Origin of the sequence: Pelagovum pacificum, assembly GCF_016134045.1 — a bacterium.
Classification (GTDB): Bacteria; Pseudomonadota; Alphaproteobacteria; order Rhodobacterales; family Rhodobacteraceae; genus Oceanicola; species Oceanicola pacificus_A.
Window position 1 is genome coordinate 1,013,513 of the sequence record NZ_CP065915.1, and the last position, 16,065, is coordinate 1,029,577.

The following is a 16,065-nucleotide window of genomic DNA, read 5'->3' on the forward strand; positions in this document are numbered from 1 at the left end:
AAGGTATTGTAGTCTTACTTCCTAGATAATTTTTATCGGTACCGCAGGGCCTGCCTAGCTCTCTCGAGTACATCGACACCTTCATTCACAATGTCATCTTGCAAGCTGACTATTGTCCTAGCAACTTCTGACCCATCAAGTTTCGCAACCAATTTATCATTCTCAACAGCATAACCGTTTGTAGTTAGCCTAAGAATTTCAACTTTTCGAATAAAGTCCGTCGCGTCGACCCCGGTTTCTGGCGCAAGCAACTTCAGTAGGTTGAGGTCCCTATTAAATTTTGACCGCAAGTCAATTTCCATTTGTGGTTGAGGATCAATTGGCTTGTTTGCCAAGATATATGCTGAGTGCATTTCGTAGGATCTGTCGGCTTTTTTGACTTCATCCAAGTTGGTTATCAGTTCTTTCACCAAGTTCGAGAAAACCTCATATCGCGCGCGCCGCTCGCCATTGTTCTGGTTTATCCAGTCTCTGAGGATTGGGAGAGGGACCGATATGACTGATGTGATTGCGGTGGCTGATGCCGAAATCAGGAGTGCGACATTTGCGATGGTCCATTCCATATTTCTCTCCCATTCTTCTTAGGTTGGCGAAGTCAAAAACATGATCTGCACCATGCATGTGTTGCCGCCGGATTGGTATAGGCCGAATCGGTTTGGTTGACCCCGATCAATTTACTTTCATGGGCAGCAGTCTTACGAACCGTGCGGAGGCTCGCTGAACCTGGCAAACCGGCATTACCTCGGTCAAACCGGGAACAGAGCCCTTTTACATGACGCTCCCTTGGCGAAACACCAATAGCTTGGCGAGGGAGCGGGATGTTTACACCGAGCGTGTCAGGGGTTCACCGCCGTGTCGCTGCGAGCGGGGGTAGTGCGGCATGTTGCCCGTAACCGGGAAACCAGCGATGGTCCGGGCAACGTGCACGGGGGTTAAGAGATGAAGAAATGTGTAGACTGCGGAACCGAGATTGGGATGCTGACTTCCGCAGGACCTGAGGGCCGTCACTGCAAGCGTTGTAATGCCGCGCGCTTGAGGAGCGGCCCGACGGCCGCGGCTGCGCCGGCACCTCGCTTAACCGACGCTGAAATCGAGCGGGTATTGTTGACAACGGAAGTCAGCTCCGACCTTGCGATCACTGAACGGCTCGAAATCGTCACGGCCGAGTGCGCGTTCGGCATGCACATTTTCAAAGACCTCTTCGCAGAGGTGCGAGACATTGTTGGAGGGCGCTCTGCTGCGGTGCAAAAGACGATGCGGGAGTCGCGGCGAGTCGTTCTGTTCGAACTGAAGAGAGAAGCTCGGCTTATTGGTGCCGACGCTGTGGTAGGGGTCGACCTCGACTACGTCGAACTCAGCGCGATGAAGAGCATGGTTCTGTTGGTCGCTTCCGGCACGGCAGTGCGCCTCGATCGCTCCTAATGTGCCGCGCGACACCCACTTCTACACCGCTGATCCGTTTCCAAACGCGCCCGCAAGTCATTGATATGTATGGCGTGGGATGCGCCACGGTTTCCACGCTAGATCGCTGAGAATACGTCGAAAACTTGCTCCTATCGGGTGCGCCATTACAAACTTCTTACCGGTTCAAAAGTCATCTACGTTTTCGCGACGCGTTCCCGGTGGTCTAAGGCCCGCCGATGCCTCATGCGCTCTTCCACCACACCGCAACCCACCTCGAGCTGACCTGCACGTCCTGCCGGCATACGGCGACGATCTGGAGGATTAATGCCGACGCGCAGCTCGTGCTGCTGTACCGTCACGAGTTCGAGCGTCGGGTGGTCTGCAGCCGGTGCGGGTCGAAGTGGCCGTGGGTGAAGGCGCTGCCGCCGGAGCGGCGCGGGCAAAACCGGTTCGGTTGATGTGACTGAGAATCCTTAGTCCGAAGCTGCTGTCGGCGATACCTCGAGTGCTTCGATCGTTCTGACTTGAGATCAGCGGAAACACGTCGGCGACCGGACTGTCTTATCTTCCAATTTGACGACTTAGGGCAGGACCGTGTTAGAAGGCCATCAGGTGAGATTGGTACCTTACCTGAGGATTTCAGCTTTTCGGGCGCCCACGTTCCTGCGTGGGCGCTCTTTTCTTTACCCCTCATCACAACTGCTCGAAATTCGATATCCCGAACCCATTCGTCACCGTGATGACTTCCTTTGCATTAAGCATGCGCAACATATTGCTTTGTTGGAAGAATACCCTTGCTTGTCCGTTTGGACCGGCTAGGTGCCTTGACGTAAACGGGGGGCCTGCATGATCACGACTTGGCTTCTGTTGCTGGGCGGGTTCGTCCTGCTGATCGTCGGTGGGGAGCTTCTGGTACGCGGGGCGGTCCAGATTGCCGAACGACTCGGGATGTCTCCCCTTGTGATCGGGTTGACGCTCGTCGGCTTCGGGACATCAATGCCGGAGCTGGTCACCTCGGTTCAGGCTGGCCTTAGCGGTTCACCTGGTATTGCCTATGGCAACATCGTCGGTTCGAACATCGCCAATATCCTGTTGATCGCTGGCGTCTCGGCGGTGATGTGCCCCATCGTTGTAGCTCGGTCTGCATTGCGCCGCGACGCCTCGATCATGCTGCTGATCGCGATCGCATTTGCATTTCTGGCGATGACGTTCCCTATGGGTCGCCTCATCGGTACGGCCATGGTGGCCGGACTCGTCGGCTATCTGATGTTTGTCATCCGACAGGAGCGCGGGTCTGGAGCCGCTGGAGCGATCCACGACAAAAGCACTGCCTTTTCGGAAGCGGACCTCTCGATTTCGAAGAGTTCGACGCAGAGCGGGCTATTCGTGCCGCTCCTGATCGCGGCGGCGGGCCTTGGGTTGGTAGTTGCGGGTGGCTCCTTTCTTGTTTCCGGAGCCGTCGAAATCGCTCGCAACCTCGGTGTTTCGGAGACGGTCATCGGGCTGACCATCGTGGCAGTCGGGACTTCTATGCCCGAGCTCGTGACATCTGTCATCGCTGCATTGAAGCGGCAGGGTGATGTCGCCTTCGGTAACGTGGTCGGCTCCAATATCTACAATATCCTTGGAATTGGCGGAGCCACCGCTCTGATCGCTCCGTCGATGGTGCCGGCCGAGATCGTCCGCTTCGATGCTCCGCTCATGGTCTTCGTGTCGCTGGCGTTCGTCGTGTTCGCAGCTACTGGAATGAGGGTCGGTCGCAGAGAAGGCGCCGTGCTGGCCGCCGGCTACCTTGCTTACGTCTGGTTGCTTTGGCCTTAGACTCCGGCTTTAGGCGAGGTGACGCCTAGGGGGAGTGAGAGAAGACTGAGGCCAAAGTACACGACAAATCGGCCCAATCCTTATGTTTTGGAGACTAGTGGCCACCACGCATGGCGCTCTTTGCAAGCGCAGCAATGAGGTCAGTCCGCGTCACAATCCCAACGATCTGACCATGTTGGACAACTGGGACGGCGTCTACGTCGGCGTCTGCCATCATCGGCAGGAGTGCTCCAACGGGCGTGTTGGTCGTCGCTCGAGGAACCGCGACACTCATGACCTCCTCCGCCAGAACTGGCTTTGAGCGACGAGGATCAACCATGCGCCTCAGTGCGGCAGTATAGCCCCGGTCGAGCCGCAATGCGTCATCTCGGGCTCGACTGATCAAATGCAGCTGGAAGATCACACCGAGAAAGCGCCCGGAATTCTCTGTGACTGGGATCGATGTGAACCGGTGTCTTCTGAACAGGTCGGCAACCTCCCCAATCGGAGTGCGCGGAGAGACCGTAACAAGATTTTGTGACATCACATCCACCGCCGTCATTGGCCCGGATGACCGAACTGCGGCCTGCATTTCTGCTGCTCCGATCAAGCGAGCCAAGTCCTCCACGCCAAGATTGAACGATTGGCGGTAGCGCTCAAGGATCTCGGTCAGGTCACTCTCAGACAGGCCCAAGCCTTCTGCCGAGCGCCGGTCCACTTGTCGCTTTTCTGATGGATCATCGAATTGGCGGAACGGATAATGACGACCGGTTAAGCGGGCGTAGGCCGCGGCGATAAGCACCAGAGCTGTCGTTCCAACGGCAATTGGTGCCAGTGCGAACCAGAAACCAAGTCGTGAAACAGCCTCGGGAGACATGGCAGCAGTCATTGCTACTGCGCCGGCAGGGGGATGCACCGCTCGGCAAAGGATCATCGCAAAGATCGCGAGCCCAACGGCGAGTGCAATACGCGATGTGGGATCGGAGATGGTCATGCAGACCGCCACGCCGACTAGCGCGGCGACAGTGTTGCCGACCACGGCAGACCACGGCTGGGCCAGGGGACTGTTGGGAACTGCGAACAGCAGGACCGACGAGGCGCCGAAGGGCGCCACGAGATAGAGGCCGAGCTCGGTGTCGATCTCGGGCGAGAGGACGAAGAATCCGGCCAGCCCGAGGCCAATTGTAGCCCCCAAGCCCGCCCGAGCAGCCTCCACGCTTGAGACACGAGAAACGGCTGGACCAAGGGATTTCAAAGCGCGCACGTCGGTCCTCCGGTGGAAACGTGCGCAAAGTTTCATCAGTTTGAAAAAGGCGCAAGCCACCGCAGGTCGGTCCGAGAGAATCCTTGAGGTCGCCGATCTGGTCCTCGGCGCTTGAAGCGAAATTGCCGCCGACCTGCCGGTAAGGCTTTTCCCCTTCGTAGAGGAAAGAGATCGAATCCAGAACATCGGTGCCGAAGTTGTACGGGATTTGTACGGATCGCTCGCGAAAACATCCGTTTTGTACCGCACTTAACGACAGAACATACGCTCTCCACGTTTATGGCGGAGCGACAAAAGGGCTAATTTTCAGGGCTTTAAGTGGTGCTGCCGCGGAGGATCGAACTCCGGACCTCTCCCTTACCAAGGGAGTGCTCTACCCCTGAGCTACGGCAGCGATGGCGCGGGGATTAGCCGCTCTCTTTCGGGCGTGCAAGCCCCGTCTGGACGGTTTTCGGCGTTTGCGGTAACCGGGGGCATGGATGACAAGCGTGGCAAGTCAGGCGCGGGCGAAACGCGGGAGGCGCGGCTGAAGGCGGCGCTCAAGGCCAACATCGCGAAACGCAAGGCACAGGCAAAGGCGCGCGACCGGGAAGACGAGCCCGGCGACGAGCAGGAATAGGGGTCACCTCATGGATTCGATCATCGTCAGGGGCGGCAAACCGCTCTCGGGTCAGATCAACATCGCCGGCGCCAAGAACGCCGCTCTGGCGCTCATGCCGGCGACGCTTCTGTCGGACGAACCGCTGACGCTCACCAACGCGCCGCGGCTGTCGGACATCAAGACGATGACCAGCCTGCTCCAGTCGCTCGGCGCCGAGGTCACCTCGATGCAGGACGGCAAGGTGATCGCGCTGTCCTCGCACAACCTGACCTCCACGCGTGCCGACTACGAGATCGTGCGCAAGATGCGGGCTTCGAACCTGGTGCTCGGCCCGCTGCTGGCGCGCGCGCACGAAGCGATCGTGTCGCTGCCCGGCGGCTGCGCCATCGGCGCCCGGCCGATGGATCTGCATGTCACCGCGCTGGAAGCGCTGGGCGCGGAGATCGAACTGAAGGACGGCTACCTGCACGCCGTCGCCAGGGGCGGGCTCAAGGGCGCGCGGGTGCCGCTGCGCTTTGCCAGCGTGGGCGCGACCGAGAACGCGCTGATGGCCGCCACGCTCGCCAAGGGCACGACGCTGATCGAGAATGCAGCCCGTGAGCCCGAGATCGTCGATCTCGCCCGCTGCCTGCGCGCGATGGGCGCCCAGATCGACGGCGAGGGCACCTCCACCATCGAGATCCAGGGCGTCGACCGACTGAATGCCGCCACGCACCGTGTCGTCTCCGACCGGATCGAGCTCGGCACCTACATGCTGGCCCCGGTCATCGCCGGTGGCGAAGTGGAGTGCCTCGGCGGCACGATGGAGCTGGTCCAGTCCTTCTGCGAGCGGCTCGATGCCGCCGACATTCATGTCGAGGAAACGGCCAACGGGCTGAAGGTCGCCCGTCGCAACGGTCGCCCGCGTGCCGTCGATGTGGTGACCGAACCGTTCCCCGGTTTCCCGACCGACCTTCAGGCGCAGATGATGGCGATGCTCTGCACCGCAGAGGGCACCTCGGTGCTGGAAGAGCGCATCTTCGAGAACCGCTTCATGCATGCGCCCGAACTGGTGCGGATGGGCGCGAACATAGACGTCCAGGGCGGCACCGCGAAGGTGACCGGCGTCGAGCGCATGAAAGGCGCACCGGTCATGGCGACCGACCTGCGGGCCTCCGTGTCGCTGATCCTCGCCGGTCTCGCCGCAGAAGGGGAAACGCGGGTGAACCGGGTCTATCACCTCGACCGCGGCTACGAGCACGTCGAAGAAAAGCTCGGCGCGGTCGGTGCTGACATCGAGCGGGTGGCCGGCGAGTGACCGAAGACGCCCGTTTCGAAGACGGTGGAGAGCAGCCTCTCCGCCTTCGCGCCCTCGATGCCGAGGACCTCGCCGTGATCTCCGGCCTCGTACAGGACGGGGTCTTGCCGGGTGGCGAGATGACGTGGGACCGCAAGGCCCGTCGTTTCGGTATGCTGGTGAACCGCTTCCGCTGGGAGGACGCCCCGAAGGCGCAGGCCCGCGCCCGCGACTACGAACGGGTGCAGGCGGTGATCGCCATTGAGAATGTCGAACTGGTGCGGGTTCAGGGGATCGACCCTTCCGACAAGGACACGGTCTTGTCCGTGCTGGCCATCACGTTCGAGCCGGGCGAGGACGGGGCGGGACATGTCCTCGTCACGCTGGCCGGCGACGGGGCGATCCGGGTGCAGGTCGAGGCGCTCGAAGTGTTGCTGCGCGACGTGACCCGTCCGTACCGCGCGCCCTCCGGCAAGGCGCCCGCGCACGAGTGAGCGCTCTTCGCCGCGGTCCAAAATGAGCGCTCTTTGATTGTCGCTTCCCGGCCCGGTGGCTAAGAGGGGTGGATCAGGAGACGTTTCATGGCCCGCACCCTTTCCACGCGCGATTCCACGTTCGAGACCGAGTTCACGGCGCTTCTCGGTGCCAAACGCGAGGATTCGCCTGACGTGGCGGAGACGGTGGCGAAGATCATCGCCGATGTCCGCAGCCGTGGCGACGCGGCGCTGGTGGAGCTGACCAACCGCTTCGACCGGGTGTCCATCGGAGCCGAGGCGCTGCGCGTCTCCGAGTCCGAGATCGACACCGAGATCGCGAAGGTGACGGACGAGGACCGCGCCGCGCTCGAACTCGCGGCGGAGCGGATCCGCGACTACCACGCCCGACAGCTGCCGCCGGACCAGTCGTGGCAGGATGCGCATGGCGCGACGCTCGGCTGGCGCTGGACGGCTGTCAACGCGGCGGGGCTCTATGTGCCGGGCGGGCTCGCCTCCTATCCCTCGTCGGTCCTGATGAATGCCGTCCCCGCCAAGGTCGCCGGGGTCCGCCGGCTTGCCGTCACTGTCCCTATGCCGGACGGCATCGCCAATCCGCTGGTGCTGCTCGCCTGCCGCCTCGCCGGGGTTGACGAGGTCTACCGGGTCGGCGGTGCGCAGGCGATCGCGGCGCTGGCCTACGGCACCGAGACGGTGCGCCCCGTGGACAAGATCACCGGTCCCGGCAACGTCTTCGTCGCCGCCGCGAAACGCGCCGTCTTCGGGCAGGTGGGCATCGACATGATCGCCGGCCCGTCCGAAATCCTCGTCATCTCCGACGGCACCGGCGACCCCGACTGGATCGCGCTCGACCTGCTCAGCCAGGCGGAGCACGACGAAAGCGCGCAGTCGCTCCTGATCACGACCGATCCCGCGCAGGCGGACGCCGTGCGTGCCGCCGTCGAGGCGCGGCTCGAAACGCTCGAACGGCGCGAGATCGCAGGCAAATCGTGGGAGGAGTTCGGCGCGATCATCACGGTCTCCGACCTCGACGAGGCGGCCGCGCTCTCCGACCGGATCGCGCCCGAGCACCTCGAACTGGTTGTCGACGATCCGGAGACGCTGGCCGCCAAGATCACCAACGCCGGGGCGCTCTTCCTCGGCCAGTGGACGCCCGAGGCGATCGGCGATTACGTCGGCGGGCCGAACCACGTGCTGCCGACCGCCCGGTCGGCGCGCTTCTCCTCCGGCCTGTCGGTGATGGATTTCGTCAAGCGCACGACCATCGCGCGGATGACGCCCGAGGCACTGAAAGCGGTCGGCCCGGCGGCGGAGACGCTGGCGAAGGCCGAGGGACTCGAAGCGCATGGCCTGTCCGTGCGGGCGCGGCTCGACCAGCTGAACGAGGGCGGCGCATGACCCGGATCTGCCATATCGAACTGGAGGAGACCGGCACCTCCGACACGACGCCGGAGATGGTCCAGGAGCGCAAGGTCGCGGTCTACGACCTGCTCGAGGACAACAGCTTCACCCTGCCGTCGCGGGATGGTCGCGAGATCCCGCCCGGCCCCTACCGGTTGACGCTCGGCATCCGCGAGAGGCGCTTCGTCTTCGACATCGGCACCGAAGGCGGCGACCCGGCGGCGGAATTCCACCTGTCGCTCGGGCCCTTCCGGCAGGTCGTGAAGGACTATTACCAGATCTGCGCGAGCTACTACGACGCCGTCCGTTCCGACAGCCCACGCCAGGTCGAGACGATCGACATGGCCCGGCGCGGCATTCACAACGAGGGCGCGCGCGTCCTTCAGGAACGGCTCGACGGCAAGGCCGATATCGACATCGACACGGCCCGGCGGCTTTTCACCCTTCTCTGCGTGCTCAACAAGGAGACCTGACGGTGAAGGCAACGGTCCCGCAGGCTCTTCCAAGTTCGGTCCTGTTCTGCTGCGATCACAACGCCGTCCGCTCGCCCATGGCCGAGGGCATCATGAAGCAGCTCTACGGGCAGGGCTGCTACATCCAGTCCGTCGGCGTGAAGAACGACCTCGAGATCGACGGCTTCGCCATTGCCGTCTGTCAGGAAATAGGTGTGGAGCTGTCGCGCCATCGCGTCCGGTCGTTCGAGAGCATGGAGCAGCTCGGCGACACGCTATCGTCCTTCGATCTGATCCTCGCACTGTCGCCCGCCTCGCAGCGCCGGGCGCTGGAGCTGACGCGCTATTGTCACCTCGAACTGGAATACTGGCCGGTACTCGACCCCACCGGGCTGGGCCGCACGCGGCAGGATCAGCTTGCATCCTATCGCCAGACCCGCGACCAGATCCGCCAGAAACTGATCGACCGCTTCGGAGACCCGACCGCATGACACGCGACGTGCTGGACCGCTACTATGCCGCTTTCAACGCCAAGGACATCGACGCGATGCTCGCCGAACTCGACGAGGACGTGGCCCACCACGTCAACGAGGGCGAGATCCGTCAAGGCAAGGAGGCGTTCCGCGCTTTCTGCGGACATATGTCCGACTGCTATGACGAACATCTGACCGAGATCGAGCTCTTCGCCAGCGACGATGGCAACCGCGCGGCAGCCGAATTCATGGTGAACGGCACCTATCTGAAGACCGACCCCGGCCTGCCCGAGGCCCGTAACCAGGCTTACCGGCTGCCTGGCGGGGCGTTCTTCACCCTGCGCGACGGCAAGATCATCCGCGTCACGACTTACTACAACCTCGCCGACTGGCTGAAGCAGGTCTCATGAGCCTGAGCTATCGCATCCTGCGCGGCGCGGATGTCGAGGATCGGCTCGACGACCTCGCTGCACTGCGGATCGACGTATTCCGCGACTGGCCCTACATCTACGACGGCTCGATGGACTACGAACGTCGCTACATGGCGAGCTACCGCGACAACCCCGACGCCGTGCTGGTCGGCGCCTTCGACGGCGACAGTCTGGTCGGGGCGGCCACCGGCTCTCCGATGGAAGCGCATGGCGAGGATTTCGCCGCGCCATTCGAGGGCACTGACATACCGCTCGCCGAGATCTTCTACTGCGCCGAGTCGGTCCTGCGCGCCGAATACCGAGGGCAGGGGGCCGGCCACGCCTTCTTCGACGCGCGCGAGGCGCATGCCCGCGCGCTCGGCCGCCGTTATTCTGCCTTCTGCTCCGTCATGCGGCCCGATGACCATCCGTTGCGGCCTGCCGATCACCGCGCACTGGACCCGTTCTGGCGCAAGCGCGGCTACGAACCGCTGGAGGGTGTCATTGCCCGCTTCCGCTGGCGCGACGTCGGTGAGACGGAAGAGACCGAGAAGCCCCTGCAATTCTGGATGAAACGGCTGTGAAGGTCGGCGCGCTGGCGTACCGGTGCGAGCGTCTGCCCGGCTGGGTCGCCCACGAGGCGAAGCTCGATCGGCTCTTCGCGGAGGCCGGGCCGGACCTCGCCGTATTGCCGGAATATGCCGCGATGGAAGCGGCGCTGATCGCGGGCGAGCCGGATGGCACGCCGCGGCACTGGCGCGACCGCGCCGCGGAGCGAGCCGGTGACTGGGTCGAACAGGCCAAGCACATCGCCGCGATCCACAAGAGCTGGATCCTCGCCGGCACCGGCCCGGTCGTTACCGACAGAGGAGTCGTGAACCGTGCCTGGCTCGTCTCGCCCGAGGGAGCGGTCGGCACGCAGGACAAGATGATCCTGACCCCCTACGAGCGCACCGAGATGGGTATGGTCCCCGGCGAGTCGCTGACCCTGTTCGACACACCGTTGGGCAAGCTCGGTATCCTTGTCTGCTACGACAGCGAATTTCCCCTTCTGGCACGGGCCCTTGTCGAAGCGGGGGCCGATGCGATCCTCGTCCCTTCCTGCACCGACCTGCCGCAGGGACAGACACGTGTCCGGGTCTCCTGCCGCGCCCGTGCGGTGGAAGGGCAGTGCCTCGTCGTACAGGCGCCGCTTGTCGGACAGGTGTCCGGTTGCGAGCCGATCGACAGCTCGACCGGGCGCGCGGCCGTCTTCACGCCACCCGACCTCGGACTGCCGCCCGACGGGATCCTTGCCCAGACGGAAACCGATCGGCAGGGCTGGGCGTTGGTGGATGTGTCGCTGTCGGACGTGACGGCGGCACGCCGCTCGGGCCAGGTCGGCAACGTTGCCCACTGGTCCGAACAGGATCATCGCGTCACGGATGTCAGGACGCTCCGCCTCTGACGATTTCCCTTGAAAAGCGTGGTGATCGAGCGCATTTACACCGCGTCCGCGCCAAGGCGGGCGATTTATGACGGAGACCACATGGCCAAGGAAGAACTTCTCGAATTCCCCGGCGTCGTGAAGGAGCTCCTGCCGAATGCGACATTCCGGGTCGAGTTGGAGAACGGCCATGAGATCATCGCACACACGGCAGGCAAGATGCGCAAGAACCGCATCCGCGTCCTCGCAGGCGACCGCGTTCAAGTCGAAATGACGCCGTACGATCTGACCAAGGGTCGGATCAACTACCGCTTCAGGTGAATGCCAGGGCGCCAGATCCGGCGCTGAAGCTCGTCCTCGCCTCCGGGTCCCCCCGGCGGCGGGAGCTGCTCGGCCAGCTCGGTATCGTGCCAGCCGCGATCCGGGCGCCCGACATCGACGAGACGCCCGGCAAGGGCGAAAAACCCCGTGATTACGTGAACCGCATTGCCCGCCAGAAGGCGGAGGCGAGCGTGCCGTCCGACGATGAGCTGGTGCTCTGCGCCGACACCACCGTCGCGGCGGGCCGCCGGATCATGGGAAAGCCCGCCGACCGTGCCGAGGCTGACGCCTTTCTGCGCCTGCTCTCGGGGCGCCGCCACCGGGTCATCACCGCCATTGCCGCCCGGCGCGGCGACGAGATCCGCGTGAAGGATGTGGAGACCGCGGTTAAGATGAAGGTGCTCTCGGAAACCGAGATCAGCAACTACCTCGACACCGGCGACTGGGACGGCAAGGCGGGTGCCTACGCGATCCAGGGGCCGGCGGGTGCCCTGATCCCTTGGATCAACGGATCCTTCACCGGTGTCGTCGGCTTGCCGCTGGCGGAGACGGCGACCCTGTTGCGCACCATGGGACTGGTATTCGGAGGCAAGCCATGAAGGGCCGCCGCGTCGTTCTCGACCATATCAACGGGCAGGAGGCCGCCGCGCTGCTGGTCGACGGCCAGCTCGACGACTTCCTGATCGACGATCCCGACCGGCCACGACCCGGCACGATCTATCGCGCGATCTGCGACCGGCCGATGAAGGGGCAGGGCGGCATGACCGTGCGCCTGCCCGATGGCGGGTCGGGATTTCTGCGCCAGGTCAAGGGCTTGTCGCCCGGGCAACCGCTTCTCGTACAGGTGACCGGATACGTGGAAGACGGCAAGGCCGTGCCGCTGACGCCGAAGATCCTGTTCAAGAGCCGCTACGCCATTGCCACGCCCGATGCGCCGGGGCTCAACGTCTCCCGCCGCATCCGCGAGGAGGAGGAACAGGTCCGCCTGAAGGACATCGCCCACGACCTCGTCCCTGACGGCATGGGCCTGATCCTGCGTTCCGCCTGCGAGGGGGCGTCGGAAGAGGATATCGCCGAGGACATCACCGCCATGCTCTCGCTCGCGGACGCCGTCGCGGCGGATGCCGAGGGTCGCGAGCCGTTGTCGCTGATCGACGGTGACAGCCCGCACACGCTCGCCTGGCGGGAGTGGGAAGGCGTGCAGGACGTCGTGACGGAGCCGGGCGGGTTCGAGCGTGAAGGCGTGCTTGATGCGCTCGAGACGCTGACCGCCGGCGTCGTGCCGCTCGGCGCGGGCGACATGGCGGTCCAGCCGACCCGTGCGCTCGTCGCGGTGGATGTCGACACGGGCGGTGACACTTCGCCTGCGGCGGGTCTGAAGGCGAATATCGCGGCGGCCAAGGCGCTACCGCGCACGTTGCGGGTGCTCGGCCTCGGCGGGCAGATCACGGTTGATTTCGCGCCGATGTCGAAGGCCAACCGCAAGCAGGTCGAAACCTCGCTGCGCGCCGCCTTCCGGTCCGATCCGATCGAGACGGCCCTCGTCGGATGGACCCCGCTTGGCCATTACGAGTTGCAGAGGAAACGCGAACGCGCGCCGCTCGCGCGTGTCTGGAGGCCCTGATGAGCTGCCCGATCTGCGGCAAGGTAACGGATGAGAAGGTCCGCCCGTTCTGCTCCAAGCGCTGCGCCGACATCGACCTCGCCAAGTGGCTTGGTGGCGACTATCGCCTGCCGGGCGAGCCTGCGACGGAAGAGGATTTCGACGAGGCCGAGCGCGAGGAGCGCCGCAATCTCCCCCACTGACCCCGTCGTTTGGTGATCCTCAGTCGCCGAGGATGCGGCTGACCATCTCGCGCGTGTCCCGGCTCAGGTTCGGCGTGTCGAGAATGCGTTGCAGCGCGGCGCGCATCTTCTCCTGCCGCCCGGTGTCATAGCGCTCCCACGTGTCGAACGCCGTCGAGCCGCGTGCGGCGATCGACGGGTTCACGGGGTCGAGCCGGATCAGCCAGTCCGCCATCAGCTCGTAAGCCTTGCCCGACGGGTCATGGAAGCCCGCCGGATTGGCGTTGGCCAGCGGCGAGAAAACGGAGCGGAAGCGGTTCGGGTTCTTCCAGTTGAACGCCGGGTGCCCGGTGAGGCGGTCCGCCGTCGTGGCGGCGTCCTCGGGTGCGGCGCTGGCGACCTGAAGCGAGAACCACTTGTCCATGACCAGCGGATCGTCGCGCCATTTCGTTTCGAAATCAGCGAGTTGCGCATCGCCCTTGCCGATGTTGAGCAGTGCGCTCAGCGCCGCGAGCGACAGGGTCATGTTGTCTGCGCTGTCGTATTGCGCCGCAGCGCGTGCGCCATCGTCGCGCCGCGACAGCAGCCCGAGACACCGGTTGGCGAGGCTGCGTTTGCCCGCTGCGGCCGCGTCGGGGCTGTAGGGGCCGGGGACCTGGTTTTCGTCGAAGGTCTTTGCCAGCAGCGGTTCCAGCTCTTCCGCGATGCGGTCGCGCAGCGCTTCGCCCGCCGCGTGGATCGCGGTCGGATCGGGGGTCTTGCCCGCCGCGTGCAGCCCTTGGGCGATATCGTCCTCGGACGGCAGGCCGAGCACCAGCGCCTTGAACGCCGGGTCGAGGTGCGTGTCGCGCAGCACGGACGAGATGCCTTTCACGAGATGCGCATCGTCCGCCTCTTCACCCGCAGCGCGCTTGAGCAGCACTTCCCGCGACAGGTTGCGGCCCGCTTCCCAGCGGTTGAACGGGTCGGTGTCATGGGCCAGCAGGAAGGCATTCTCTTCCGTCGGGCGCTCGAATTCCACGATCACCGGCGCGGAGAAGCCCCTGAGCAGTGATGGAACGGGCCGCGCCACGTCCTTTCCCTGTCGCTTGCATAGGTCGGCGATGTCGTAGGTCAGAACCTCGGTCTCCTGGCTCATCTCGACCATCGTGGTGCCGACGATTTCCGCCCCGTCGGGGTGCAGAAGTCCGATCGCCACGGGGATCACCAGCGGCAGCTTGTCGGACTGGCCCGGCGTCGGAGGCGTGCTTTGCGTCAGCGTCAGCTTGTAGGTCTGTCCGTCCCAATCCTCCTTCACCGACAGGCGCGGCGTCCCGGCCTGCGAATACCAGCGTTTGAACTGTTCGAGGTCGCGGCCCATCGTGTCCGCGAAAGCGGCGAGCCAATCCTCGATCGTGACGGCCTCACCATCGTGCCGTTCGAAATAGAGGTCACAGCCGGCGCGCCAGGCGTTGTCGCCGACGAGGCGTTTCAGCATGCCGACGACCTCCGCCCCCTTCTCGTAGACGGTTAGCGTGTAGAAATTGTTGATCTCGACGAAGCTTTCCGGCCGCACCGGGTGGGCGAGGGGGCCGCCGTCCTCGCGGAACTGGCGGGCGCGCAGCAAGAGAGCGTCCTCGATCCGTTTCACCGGGGCGGAGCGCATGTCGGACGTGAACTGCTGGTCGCGGTAGACGGTCAGGCCTTCTTTGAGCGACAGCTGGAACCAGTCGCGGCAGGTGACGCGGTTGCCGGTCCAGTTGTGGAAGTACTCGTGAGCTATCACGCCCTCGATCCGCTCGAACTCCGCGTCGGTGGCGGTCTCGGGAGAGGCGAGAACCAGCGCGGAGTTGAAAATGTTCAAGCCGGTATTCTCCATCGCCCCGGCATTGAAGTCACTAACGGCGACGATGTTGAAAATGTCCAACTGGTACTCTCGGCCGTAGGTCTCTTCATCCCACTTCATGGAAGCCTTGAGAGACTCAAGACCCCAGGCGCACTTGTGCTCGTCCCCCTTGCGGACCCAGATCGCAAGGTCGACCTCGCGCCCCGACCGCGTCGTGAAAGTATCGCGCACCGGCTGCAGGTCGCCGGCCACCAGCGCGAAGAGGTAGGCCGGCTTGGGCCAGGGGTCGTCCCATTCGGCAAAGCCCTTGCCGGATGCCACCGGGTTGCCGTTCGACAGGAGAACGGGAAGGTCGCTTTCGATACGCACGCGGAACCGGGCGAGCACGTCGGGGCGGTCGGGATAGAAGGTGATCCGCCGGAATCCTTCAGCCTCGCACTGAGTGCTGAAGATGCCGTTGGACATGTAGAGCCCTTCGAGGGCGGTGTTCTCCTCGGGCGATATCTCGACCTCGGCTTCCCACAGGAAGGGCCGATCCGGGACGTCGCAGGTGAGGCCGCGGTCGGTCACGTCGGGGCTCACCGGCTCGCCGTCGATCGCGGCGGAGATCAGCCGAACGGACTCGCCATGAAGGAAGAACGGGGCGGCCGGCGCCGCCGGGTCGGGACGGAATGCGATGCGCGATAGCACGCGCGTCGCTTTTGGCGAGAGCTTGAAGGTCAAATCAACGCGATCGACCTTCCAAGGAAACGCCTTGTAATCACTCAGAAAAATCTTCTCGTGCTGGTTGTCCGGCATGATGCCCTCTCGGAACTCGGGTTTCCCGCGGACGTTATGTTTGTGAATCTCTGCCCGCAAGGCAGTGGAACACAGGAGACAGACATGTCCGCACCCGAAACAAACGTCGACAAGCAGGCAAAGCGACACAGACCGTCGATCGTAGGGATCTCGGTGGTCCTTATCTTCGTCGCCATCATCACGGTCGTCTTCAGCGTCTGGCTGTTCGCCGCAGGCGATGAGCCCGAAGGCGCGGATACGCAGATCGACGGACGCACCGGTGAAGTGGTGAGCGGAGAGGGTGACACGGCCCCGGCCGCGAATGGTGAAGAGCCCGCCGATTGATCCCGTGCCCT

Annotated in this window: 20 protein-coding genes and 1 tRNA gene; 17 read left to right on the forward strand and 4 right to left on the reverse strand. The window is 63.9% G+C overall.

Going from position 1 to position 16,065, the window contains the following annotated elements; translation table 11 throughout:
* Window positions 1-32: 32 nt before the first annotated feature.
* Window positions 33-563 carry a hypothetical protein gene (locus tag I8N54_RS05155; protein WP_140193585.1) on the reverse strand — a complete coding sequence of 177 codons (531 nt, stop codon included), beginning with the start codon at window positions 561-563 and terminating at the stop codon, window positions 33-35.
* Window positions 564-975: 412 nt separating this feature from the next.
* Between I8N54_RS05155 and I8N54_RS05160 the strand changes: the two genes are divergently transcribed.
* The 3 genes from I8N54_RS05160 to I8N54_RS05170 all read left to right on the forward strand — a co-directional run bounded on the left by I8N54_RS05160 (window position 976) and on the right by I8N54_RS05170 (window position 3,225).
* A complete protein-coding gene (locus I8N54_RS05160; RefSeq protein WP_231592466.1) occupies window positions 976-1,422 on the forward strand; it encodes a YbjQ family protein in 447 nt (148 codons plus the stop codon).
* A 218-nt stretch (window positions 1,423-1,640) separates the two neighbouring features.
* Window positions 1,641-1,862: a hypothetical protein gene (locus tag I8N54_RS05165; RefSeq protein WP_140193583.1), complete on the forward strand. Its 222-nt coding sequence runs from the start codon at window positions 1,641-1,643 to the stop codon at window positions 1,860-1,862.
* 388 nt (window positions 1,863-2,250) lie between these two features.
* Complete coding sequence (locus I8N54_RS05170) at window positions 2,251-3,225, forward strand: calcium/sodium antiporter (RefSeq protein WP_140193582.1); 975 nt, start codon at window positions 2,251-2,253, stop codon at window positions 3,223-3,225.
* A gap of 94 nt (window positions 3,226-3,319) precedes the next feature.
* On the opposite strand, the gene I8N54_RS05175 is transcribed toward I8N54_RS05170, so the two are convergent.
* Window positions 3,320-4,504 carry an HPP family protein gene (locus I8N54_RS05175; protein WP_197097496.1) on the reverse strand — a complete coding sequence of 395 codons (1,185 nt, stop codon included), beginning with the start codon at window positions 4,502-4,504 and terminating at the stop codon, window positions 3,320-3,322.
* A 283-nt stretch (window positions 4,505-4,787) separates the two neighbouring features.
* Window positions 4,788-4,862, reverse strand: a tRNA-Thr gene (locus I8N54_RS05180).
* Between the two features lie 81 nt (window positions 4,863-4,943).
* Here I8N54_RS05180 and I8N54_RS05185 point away from each other — a divergent pair.
* The 13 genes from I8N54_RS05185 to I8N54_RS05245 all read left to right on the forward strand — a co-directional run bounded on the left by I8N54_RS05185 (window position 4,944) and on the right by I8N54_RS05245 (window position 13,128).
* Window positions 4,944-5,087: a hypothetical protein gene (locus I8N54_RS05185; RefSeq protein ID WP_197097495.1), complete on the forward strand. Its 144-nt coding sequence runs from the start codon at window positions 4,944-4,946 to the stop codon at window positions 5,085-5,087.
* 10 nt (window positions 5,088-5,097) lie between these two features.
* Complete coding sequence (gene murA / locus I8N54_RS05190) at window positions 5,098-6,366, forward strand: UDP-N-acetylglucosamine 1-carboxyvinyltransferase (protein WP_140193581.1); 1,269 nt, start codon at window positions 5,098-5,100, stop codon at window positions 6,364-6,366.
* Window positions 6,363-6,839, forward strand: coding sequence for a DUF2948 family protein (locus tag I8N54_RS05195; RefSeq protein WP_140193580.1), 477 nt, complete (start codon window positions 6,363-6,365; stop codon window positions 6,837-6,839). The genes murA and I8N54_RS05195 overlap by 4 nt, the downstream gene beginning before the upstream one ends.
* Window positions 6,840-6,926: 87 nt before the next feature.
* On the forward strand, window positions 6,927-8,237 hold the full coding sequence (gene hisD, locus I8N54_RS05200) for a histidinol dehydrogenase (protein ID WP_140193579.1): 1,311 nt from the start codon (window positions 6,927-6,929) through the stop codon (window positions 8,235-8,237).
* Window positions 8,234-8,713 carry a UPF0262 family protein gene (locus I8N54_RS05205; protein WP_140193578.1) on the forward strand — a complete coding sequence of 160 codons (480 nt, stop codon included), beginning with the start codon at window positions 8,234-8,236 and terminating at the stop codon, window positions 8,711-8,713. The genes hisD and I8N54_RS05205 overlap by 4 nt, the downstream gene beginning before the upstream one ends.
* Window positions 8,714-8,715: 2 nt before the next feature.
* A complete protein-coding gene (locus I8N54_RS05210; protein ID WP_140193577.1) occupies window positions 8,716-9,183 on the forward strand; it encodes an arsenate-mycothiol transferase ArsC in 468 nt (155 codons plus the stop codon).
* On the forward strand, window positions 9,180-9,575 hold the full coding sequence (locus tag I8N54_RS05215; protein WP_140193576.1) for a ketosteroid isomerase-related protein: 396 nt from the start codon (window positions 9,180-9,182) through the stop codon (window positions 9,573-9,575). Before I8N54_RS05210 ends, I8N54_RS05215 begins: the two co-directional genes overlap by 4 nt.
* Window positions 9,572-10,159 carry a GNAT family N-acetyltransferase gene (locus I8N54_RS05220; RefSeq protein WP_140193575.1) on the forward strand — a complete coding sequence of 196 codons (588 nt, stop codon included), beginning with the start codon at window positions 9,572-9,574 and terminating at the stop codon, window positions 10,157-10,159. The genes I8N54_RS05215 and I8N54_RS05220 overlap by 4 nt, the downstream gene beginning before the upstream one ends.
* Entirely contained in the window at window positions 10,156-11,022 is an 867-nt protein-coding gene (locus I8N54_RS05225; protein ID WP_140193574.1) for a carbon-nitrogen hydrolase family protein, read from the forward strand. Before I8N54_RS05220 ends, I8N54_RS05225 begins: the two co-directional genes overlap by 4 nt.
* 81 nt (window positions 11,023-11,103) lie before the next feature.
* Window positions 11,104-11,322, forward strand: coding sequence for a translation initiation factor IF-1 (gene infA / locus I8N54_RS05230; protein ID WP_007256914.1), 219 nt, complete (start codon window positions 11,104-11,106; stop codon window positions 11,320-11,322).
* Complete coding sequence (locus I8N54_RS05235) at window positions 11,319-11,921, forward strand: Maf family protein (RefSeq protein WP_140193573.1); 603 nt, start codon at window positions 11,319-11,321, stop codon at window positions 11,919-11,921. Before infA ends, I8N54_RS05235 begins: the two co-directional genes overlap by 4 nt.
* Window positions 11,918-12,946, forward strand: coding sequence for a ribonuclease E/G (locus I8N54_RS05240; protein ID WP_140193572.1), 1,029 nt, complete (start codon window positions 11,918-11,920; stop codon window positions 12,944-12,946). The genes I8N54_RS05235 and I8N54_RS05240 overlap by 4 nt, the downstream gene beginning before the upstream one ends.
* A complete protein-coding gene (locus I8N54_RS05245; RefSeq protein WP_140193571.1) occupies window positions 12,946-13,128 on the forward strand; it encodes a DNA gyrase inhibitor YacG in 183 nt (60 codons plus the stop codon). Before I8N54_RS05240 ends, I8N54_RS05245 begins: the two co-directional genes overlap by 1 nt.
* A gap of 19 nt (window positions 13,129-13,147) precedes the next feature.
* Here I8N54_RS05245 and pepN read toward each other — a convergent pair whose 3' ends face one another.
* Window positions 13,148-15,730: an aminopeptidase N gene (pepN, locus tag I8N54_RS05250; protein ID WP_140193570.1), complete on the reverse strand. Its 2,583-nt coding sequence runs from the start codon at window positions 15,728-15,730 to the stop codon at window positions 13,148-13,150.
* A gap of 84 nt (window positions 15,731-15,814) precedes the next feature.
* Here pepN and I8N54_RS05255 point away from each other — a divergent pair, with 84 nt between their 5' ends.
* Complete coding sequence (locus tag I8N54_RS05255) at window positions 15,815-16,054, forward strand: hypothetical protein (protein WP_140193569.1); 240 nt, start codon at window positions 15,815-15,817, stop codon at window positions 16,052-16,054.
* Window positions 16,055-16,065: the final 11 nt, after the last annotated feature.

Bases quoted from the DNA above. Each gene is read 5' to 3' on its own strand.
- I8N54_RS05155 (WP_140193585.1), bottom strand. From the start codon at position 563: ATGGAATGGACCATCGCAAATGTCGCACTCCTGATTTCGGCATCAGCC.
- I8N54_RS05160 (WP_231592466.1), top strand. From the start codon at position 976: ATGCTGACTTCCGCAGGACCTGAGGGCCGTCACTGCAAGCGTTGTAAT.
- I8N54_RS05165 (WP_140193583.1), top strand. From the start codon at position 1,641: ATGCCTCATGCGCTCTTCCACCACACCGCAACCCACCTCGAGCTGACC.
- I8N54_RS05170 (WP_140193582.1), top strand. From the start codon at position 2,251: ATGATCACGACTTGGCTTCTGTTGCTGGGCGGGTTCGTCCTGCTGATC.
- I8N54_RS05175 (WP_197097496.1), bottom strand. From the start codon at position 4,504: ATGAAACTTTGCGCACGTTTCCACCGGAGGACCGACGTGCGCGCTTTG.
- I8N54_RS05185 (WP_197097495.1), top strand. From the start codon at position 4,944: ATGGATGACAAGCGTGGCAAGTCAGGCGCGGGCGAAACGCGGGAGGCG.
- murA (WP_140193581.1), top strand. From the start codon at position 5,098: ATGGATTCGATCATCGTCAGGGGCGGCAAACCGCTCTCGGGTCAGATC.
- hisD (WP_140193579.1), top strand. From the start codon at position 6,927: ATGGCCCGCACCCTTTCCACGCGCGATTCCACGTTCGAGACCGAGTTC.
- I8N54_RS05205 (WP_140193578.1), top strand. From the start codon at position 8,234: ATGACCCGGATCTGCCATATCGAACTGGAGGAGACCGGCACCTCCGAC.
- I8N54_RS05215 (WP_140193576.1), top strand. From the start codon at position 9,180: ATGACACGCGACGTGCTGGACCGCTACTATGCCGCTTTCAACGCCAAG.
- I8N54_RS05220 (WP_140193575.1), top strand. From the start codon at position 9,572: ATGAGCCTGAGCTATCGCATCCTGCGCGGCGCGGATGTCGAGGATCGG.
- infA (WP_007256914.1), top strand. From the start codon at position 11,104: ATGGCCAAGGAAGAACTTCTCGAATTCCCCGGCGTCGTGAAGGAGCTC.
- I8N54_RS05240 (WP_140193572.1), top strand. From the start codon at position 11,918: ATGAAGGGCCGCCGCGTCGTTCTCGACCATATCAACGGGCAGGAGGCC.
- I8N54_RS05245 (WP_140193571.1), top strand. From the start codon at position 12,946: ATGAGCTGCCCGATCTGCGGCAAGGTAACGGATGAGAAGGTCCGCCCG.
- pepN (WP_140193570.1), bottom strand. From the start codon at position 15,730: ATGCCGGACAACCAGCACGAGAAGATTTTTCTGAGTGATTACAAGGCG.
- I8N54_RS05255 (WP_140193569.1), top strand. From the start codon at position 15,815: ATGTCCGCACCCGAAACAAACGTCGACAAGCAGGCAAAGCGACACAGA.